This window comes from Frigoribacterium faeni, assembly GCF_007988805.1.
Classification (GTDB): Bacteria; Actinomycetota; Actinomycetes; order Actinomycetales; family Microbacteriaceae; genus Frigoribacterium; species Frigoribacterium faeni.
In genome coordinates this window covers 1-5,465 of record NZ_BJUV01000065.1, presented here as the reverse complement: position 1 = coordinate 5,465, position 5,465 = coordinate 1, and the positions used below count along the sequence as shown (strand labels likewise).

The window sequence follows — 5,465 nt, the reverse complement described above, 5'->3', positions numbered from 1 at the left end:
GAGCCGCTCTGGCAGCAGTACACCCGCTACATCGGCGGGCTGTTCCGCGGCGACTTCGGCACCACGTTCACCGGACAGTCGGTCGGCGAGCAGATGGCGAGTCGCTGGCCGGTGACGGTCACCCTCGCCCTGTCGGCGTGGGTGCTCGAGATCGTCGTCGGCATCGGTCTCGGCGTCGTCTCCGCGCTGACGCGCGGCACCCTGATCGACAAGGCGATCCTCGGCGGCACCATCGTGGCCAGCGCGATCCCGGTCTTCGTCGTCGGGGTCACCCTGCAGCTCGTGTTCGCCGTCCGACTCGACCTCGTCCCCGTGGCCGGCGTCACCGCGGGCTGGCCCACGGCCTACGTGCTGCCCGCGATCGTGATCGCCCTGTTCGGCCTCGCCTCCGTGTCGCGCCTGACCCGCGCCTCCCTGCTCGAGAACCTCAGCTCGGACTACGTCCGGACGGCGAAGGCCAAGGGGCTGGCTCCCGGTCGGGTGATCGGCGTGCACGTGATGCGCAACTCGCTGATCCCCACCGCCACCTTCCTCGCGACCGACCTCGGCTACCTGCTCGGCGGCACGGTCATCATCGAGGGCATCTTCAACCTGCCGGGCGTGGGCAACCTCCTCTTCGGGGCCATCCGCGCGCACGAGGGCGCGACCGTCGTCGGCATCTCGACGGCGCTCATCCTCGTGTTCCTCGTCACCAGCCTCCTGGTCGACGCGATCCATGCCCTCCTCGACCCGAGAGTGCGCCGATGACCGAGAGCTTCATCACCCCCGTCGCCCCGTCCCTGGCCGGCGGACGGCGGCACCCGCTGCGGCGGGCGGTCCGCCGCCCGGGCTTCCTCGTCCCCGCCGCGATCGTCGCCCTCCTCGTGCTGATCGCGGTGCTCCCGGGGCCCTTCGCCGCCCTGTTCGGCAATCCGGACCCGCGCGTCTGCGACCTCAACCTCAGCGGCGCGGATCCGACGGCCGGCCACCCGTTCGGGTTCGACCTGCAGGGCTGCGACGTCTACGCGAACGTCATCCACGGCACCCGCGCCTCCCTGTCGGTCGGGCTGCTGACCACGCTGCTGTCGATGACGGTCGCGATCGTCGTCGGCACGCTCGCCGGGCTGTACGGCGGCGTCGTCGACGCGGCGCTGTCCCGTCTGACGGACGTGTTCCTCGGGTTCCCCCTGCTGCTCGGAGCGGTCGTCGTGCTGAACAGCGCGGGGGAGCGCTCGGTGCTGACCGTGTCGCTCGTGCTCGCCCTGTTCGGCTGGCCGACGATGGCGCGGCTGGTGCGCGGCTCGGTGCGGTCGGTCCGTCAGGCGGACTTCGTGCTCGCAGCACGCACGATGGGCCTGTCGACCTGGCGGATCGTCACCCGGTACGTGCTGCCCAGCTCGCTGTCGCCCGTGCTCGTCGTCGCGACCATCACGGTGGGCGGGGTCATCGTCGCCGAGAGCTCGCTGACCTACCTCGGCATCGGGCTCGAGGCCCCGGCGATCTCCTGGGGACTCCAGCTCTCGAGCGCGTCCAGTCAGTTCCAGAACGCCCCGCACCTCCTGATCTTCCCGGCGCTGTTCCTGGCCGTGACCGTGCTCAGCATCATCAGCCTGGGCGACACCCTGCGTGCCGCCCTCGACCCCCGTCGTCAGCAGTGACGCGAACCCCGGGAGGACCCATGACCACCGCATCCGCACCGACCGAGCCCGGCTCGGCCGCGACCGATCCGACCGCGCCCGCGCTCACCGGGCGGCAGGTCGCCGACCTGCAGGCCGCCCTGCCCTACGTCGACGGCTGGCTCGCCTACCGCCGCTGGCGCGAGCGGGTCCCCGGCGTCCAGGCGGCCGTCTGGTTCGACGGAGCCGTCCAGCTCGCGACGGCCCACGGTCTCGCGGACGAGGAGGCGCGGGTCCCGCTGACCACGGAGCACCTGTTCCGGATCGCCTCGCACTCGAAGACCTTCACGGCGACCGCCGTGCTGCAGCTCGTCGAGCGCGGGGTCGTCCGGCTCGACGACCCCGTGGGCCGGTACGTGCCGCGGCTGGTCGAGGGCGGCTCGCGCCTGGCCGACGCGACCCTCCGCGAGCTCCTCGAGCACGGTGCCGGCGTCATCCGCGACGGCCTCGACGGCGACTACTGGCAGCACGGCCGTCCGTTCCCCGACGAGGACGAGCTGCTCGAGATGCTGCTCGACCACGGCGACAAGGCGGCCGCGGGCGCGGGCTTCAACTACAGCAACCTCGGCTACTCGCTGCTCGGCCTGGTCGTGGCGGCGGCCTCGGGGCGGACGTACGGCGAGTACGTGACGGAGTCGATCGTCGAGCGTCTCGGCCTGTCGAACACGGGACCCGAATGGGATCCCGCGCGCGCCGCCGAGTACGCCGCCGGTCACAGCGGTCGGCACGTCTCGCAGACCCGCGTGCGCCTCGACCACGTCGACACGCGCGCGATGGCCGCCGCGACGGGCTTCTACGGCACGGCCTCGGATCTCGTGACCTACGCCTCGGCCCACTTCGACGGCGACGATCGCCTCCTCGGCGAGCACAGCAGGCGTCTGGCGCAGCGGGAGGCGTGGCAGTCCGACGCGTCTCAGCCGTCGTCGCCGCACTACGGCCTCGGCTTCGTCATCGACCGCGTCGGAGGGCACCGGGTCGTCGGGCACTCCGGCGGCTACCCCGGGCACATCACGCGCACGCTCTTCGACCCCGCCCTCGGTCTCGCCGTCTCCGTCATGACGAACGCGGTGGACGGACCGGCGACGCCGCTGTCGTCGGGCGTGCTCCGACTGCTCGACCTGGCACGGGAGGCGGCGCCCACGGGGTTGGCGACCCGCGCCTCCTCGGTGGGATTCGATCCGGCCCGGTTCACCGGACGGTTCGCGGGCGAGTTCGGCATCGTCGACGTGGCGCTTCTCGGGGAGAACCTCGTGGCGCTGCACCCGTCCGGGCCGGATCCCGTCGAGGGCCTCGAGCGCCTGCGGGTCGTCGGGCCGCACGAGGTGCTCATCGCGCAGGGCGACGGCTTCGGCTCCGTGGGCGAGACCATGCGCTACGAGTTCGACGCCGACGGCGAGGTGACGCTGCTCCGCGGGTCGGGCGGATTGAGCATGCGCCCGGTGACGGGGCTCGAGGGATGACCCGCGTCCGGGCCGCCGATCTAGGCTGGCCGCGTAGCGCCTGCCACGCCCCGAGGGCACGACACGGATCGAGAGAGAACATGCCGAGCACCGACGACACCACCACCACCGCCTCGCTCGCGTCGACCGACTCCGCACGCGACGACTCCGCACGCGACGACACCGCGCGGCGCGACTTCGTCGAGCAGTTCGCCGTCATGTGGGAGATGGCCGGATCGTCGCTGATGGACGGCCGGATCCTCGGCTACCTCATGATGATGCGCCAGCCCTACATCTCGTCCGCCGACCTCGGGGCGGCGCTGAGCGCCAGCGCCGGATCGGTCTCGATGTCGACCCGCCGTCTCGTCGAGTCGGGGTTCATCAAGCGGCACGTCGTGCCGGGCGACCGCAGCCACTACTTCCGCGCCGAGGACGACGTCTGGGGCAGCTGGCTCGCCGGCGAGCGCCGGTACCTCGACCGGCAGCGCGTCACCATCGAGCAGGGGCTCGCCGTGCTCGACCCCGCGGACGCGCAGGACGAGGAGGTGCGGCGCCGGCTGGTCAACGGCCGCGACTACATGTCCTGGATCTCGCAGCACCACCGCAAGATGCTCCTCGACTGGGAGGCCTTCAAGGCGCGACGCGACGAGACCCCGGTCGCCGGGTCCGACGACGCCGTCGAGGACCCGCGGTGACCGACGAGCGGCAGGGCGACCCGCTGCTGAGCGTGACGGACCTGACGATCCGGTTCGACGTCGACGGCGACGACGAGTCCGCGGTCGACGGGGTGTCGTTCGACGTCCGTCGGGGCGAGGTCCTGGCCGTCGTCGGCGAGTCGGGCTCGGGCAAGAGCGTCACCGCGATGTCGGTGCTCGGCCTGCTGCCGGCCAACGCCACCGTCGGGGGCTCGCTCCGCTTCGACGGGGTCGAGCTCGTCGGCCGGGGCGAGGCGACGCTGCGCTCGATCCGGGGGGACCGGGTCGCGATGATCTTCCAGGATCCCCTCGCCGCGCTGAACCCCGTGTTCACCGTGGGGTTCCAGATCGAGGAGGCCGTCAGGCGGCACGACCCGTCGCTGTCGCGCGGCGCGGTGCGGTCACGGGCGGTCGAGCTGCTGGCCAGCGTCGAGATCCCCGAGCCGGAGGCGCGCCTCCGGTCGTTCCCGCATCAGCTGTCCGGCGGTCAGTGCCAGCGGATCATGATCGCCATGGCGCTCGCCTCCGACCCCGACCTGCTGATCGCCGACGAGCCCACGACGGCCCTCGACGTGACGGTCCAGGCCGAGGTGCTCGACGTCCTGCGGCGGCTGCAGCAGCGGTCGGGCACGAGCATCCTGCTCATCACCCACGACATGGGCGTCGTGGCGGACCTCGCCGATCGCGTCGTCGTGATGCGCGCGGGACGGGTCGTCGAGACGGACGACGTGGCTCCGCTGTTCGGCTCGCCCTCCGCCGACTACACGCGCGATCTCCTCCGTGCGGTGCCGCGGGTCGGCGAGCGCGCGTCGACCGAGGCGCGCCCTCCGGTGGGCGCGCCCCTCGAGACGCCCGTCCCGGCCCTGGCCATCCGTGACCTCGTGGTCGAGTACGGGAACCGTCTGGTGGGTCGCTTCCGCGCCGTCGACGAGGTCGGCTTCGAGGTCGCCCGCGGCGAGATCCTCGGCCTCGTGGGCGAGTCGGGCAGCGGGAAGACCACGATCGGCCGGGCCGCGATCGGCCTCGCCCCCGTCTCGTCGGGGAGCGTGTACGCGACCGGCGTCGACCTGCGGACGGCCGGTCGACGCGAGATCGCGGCCATGCGCGAGCGCGTCGGGGTGGTGTTCCAGAACCCGGCGACGTCGCTCAACCCGCGCTACAGCATCGCGCAGACGGTGGCCGAGCCGTTGCAGGTCCGACGGGGGCTCCGCGGGTCGGAGCTGACCGACCGGGTCGACGCCCTGCTGTCCGACGTCGGACTGGGAGGCGCGTGGCGGGAACGCTATCCGCACGAGCTCTCGGGCGGGCAACGGCAGCGCGTGGCGATCGCCCGCGCCGTCGCGCTCGACCCCGATCTGCTGATCGCCGACGAGCCGACCAGCGCCCTCGACGTCTCGGTGCAGGCGAGGGTGCTCGACGTGTTCCGCTCCCTGCAGGACCGGTTGGGGTTCGCCTGCCTGTTCATCAGCCACGACCTGGCCGTCGTCGACTCGCTCTGCGACCGCATCGCGGTGCTCCGCTCGGGGCGTCTGGTCGAGATCGGCGATCGTAGCGAGATCCTCACGTCGCCGTCGGACGACTACACGCGGCGGCTGATCGCGTCGGCACCCGTGCCCGATCCGATCGAGCAGCGCCGCCGCCGGGAGGAGCGCCTCAGCGCCTGACGTCCGACGCCT

5 protein-coding genes are annotated in these 5,465 nt (G+C 72.5%); all 5 read left to right on the top strand.

Annotated elements, in window-relative coordinates; all coding sequences use genetic code 11:
• On the top strand, positions 1–747 hold a 747-nt coding region (locus FFA01_RS15650), incomplete at its 5' end, for an ABC transporter permease (protein WP_146857111.1).
• On the top strand, positions 744–1,637 hold the full coding sequence (locus FFA01_RS15645; protein ID WP_146857110.1) for an ABC transporter permease: 894 nt from the start codon (positions 744–746) through the stop codon (positions 1,635–1,637). The genes FFA01_RS15650 and FFA01_RS15645, both read left to right, overlap by 4 nt.
• Before the next feature lie 20 nt (positions 1,638–1,657).
• Complete coding sequence (locus FFA01_RS15640) at positions 1,658–3,115, top strand: serine hydrolase domain-containing protein (RefSeq protein ID WP_146857109.1); 1,458 nt, start codon at positions 1,658–1,660, stop codon at positions 3,113–3,115.
• An 80-nt stretch (positions 3,116–3,195) separates the two neighbouring features.
• A complete protein-coding gene (locus FFA01_RS15635; RefSeq protein WP_182501135.1) occupies positions 3,196–3,789 on the top strand; it encodes a GbsR/MarR family transcriptional regulator in 594 nt (197 codons plus the stop codon).
• Positions 3,786–5,453, top strand: a complete 1,668-nt coding sequence (locus FFA01_RS15630) for an ABC transporter ATP-binding protein (protein ID WP_146857108.1) — start codon at positions 3,786–3,788, stop codon at positions 5,451–5,453. The genes FFA01_RS15635 and FFA01_RS15630 overlap by 4 nt, the downstream gene beginning before the upstream one ends.
• Positions 5,454–5,465 lie beyond the last annotated feature (12 nt).

Coding starts and splice junctions, on each gene's coding strand:
- FFA01_RS15645 (WP_146857110.1), top strand. CDS start 744: ATGACCGAGAGCTTCATCACCCCCGTCGCCCCGTCCCTGGCCGGCGGA.
- FFA01_RS15640 (WP_146857109.1), top strand. CDS start 1,658: ATGACCACCGCATCCGCACCGACCGAGCCCGGCTCGGCCGCGACCGAT.
- FFA01_RS15635 (WP_182501135.1), top strand. CDS start 3,196: ATGCCGAGCACCGACGACACCACCACCACCGCCTCGCTCGCGTCGACC.